We start from the raw sequence: 1,543 nt of genomic DNA on the forward strand, positions 1-1,543 counted from the left end.
GGTTAGAAGGATTAAAAAAGGATGGTACTTATGCTGTGCTAACGACAAAATGGTTTGGTGAAGACTTGACTGAAACTGCTTTAAAACAGCAAAAAATGTTAGGAACAAGCTAGATTTCGATAAGAGCAAAGTCATCTGACCTTTTATTCTATTTCTTACAAAAAAGCATTCGTACGCACGACACGTATGAATGCTTTTTTTGTCAATATGTAAAGTTATTCTACGACCCTTTCGAGGGTAGAGCGACTGTACTGTACGATTATATCCTATTAAATAGTAATGATTATCATTTACTACTCGTTTACCTTGATTGCTTTTATAAAGTTACTTAAGTATTATTCATTGTAAATTTGTGTAATAAATGTACTAGTCGTGCAGCATGTTATTTACCTAGATATTATATGTCTTTCTATGTAAATACCATGAGCTTAATATTAGTTTTTTGAATATTTTTGGTCAAAATGTAGTTAAGTTAATGCCAGTTCATTAATTTAAAAACACCAAATATATTTATGTATAGGTATGTTGTATTGAGTCAATAAGCAACTATTGAAAGCAAAAAACGATAAGTACAATTTATTAAACTGTAAAAACCTCCCAATTTTTCAAGGATAGATTATGAAACAGTTATATCGTGTACTTCCTATTGTACTAAGTGTGGGCTTATTTGGTTGTGGCAATTCTAACAATGCAGGCAATACAACTACGCAAGAAAACGCAACAACGACCAGTCCAACAGTGGCAGAAAACAAAGATACTTTTGTCAGCAAATTACCAGATGATGCTCCAGTAGTTAAAGTAGCAACGACAGGGACCATGCCTCCGTTTTCCTTTCAGGATGACTATGGAAATATGCAAGGTATTGATATTGATGCTATCCGTGCTATTGGAGAAGAGCAAGGCTTTAAAGTCGAGTTTTATAAAGAAACTTGGCAAGACATGTTTGATAGCGTAGAGACTGGCGGTCGTGACTTGGCGGTATCAGGTATCTCTTATAAAGACGATCGTAACGTAAAGTATGGCTTGTCCACACCTTACTTTTTTAACCCATCAGCCATGATGTACTCAAATAAAGACTTAGACTTGAAGCGTTTAGAGGACTTAGGAGGATTACATGTTGCTGGTATGGAAGGTGCAAAACCTGCAGAGCAACTAAAAGAAATTGGCAAATATGGTGAGCTTTCTACAAGAACCACAGCCTTTTTACTATTTGAAGACCTACTGCAAAACAAGGTCGACGTTATCCTACATGATTTGCCTATTTTGCAATACACCGCTAAGACCCATCCAGAGTATGACGTTACTATCGTACCGTATGAAGGTGAAGATACGCCTTCAGCGCAGCAAGTTGTACTAATGGCAAAGGATAACACTCAGCTTATCGACACTGTTAATGAAGGTATCACCAAACTTAAAGCAGAAGGGACCTTTAAGACAATCGAAGAAAAATGGTTAGGTGAGGCTCAATCTGACGCCCAAACTACTGAGCAAGCAAACTAAAGGACTTTCAACATGGCAACCACACATAATGTCGATAATAAGC

At 36.5% G+C, this 1,543-nt stretch carries 1 protein-coding gene; it reads left to right on the forward strand.

Annotation, left to right across the window (positions count from 1 at the left end; genetic code table 11):
* Positions 1-618: 618 nt before the first annotated feature.
* On the forward strand, positions 619-1,500 hold the full coding sequence (locus ACS8FD_RS14195; RefSeq protein WP_299218112.1) for a substrate-binding periplasmic protein: 882 nt from the start codon (positions 619-621) through the stop codon (positions 1,498-1,500).
* Positions 1,501-1,543: the final 43 nt, after the last annotated feature.

This window comes from Psychrobacter sp. 1U2 (assembly GCF_051847575.1).

Coding starts and splice junctions, on each gene's coding strand:
- ACS8FD_RS14195 (WP_299218112.1), top strand. CDS start 619: ATGAAACAGTTATATCGTGTACTTCCTATTGTACTAAGTGTGGGCTTA.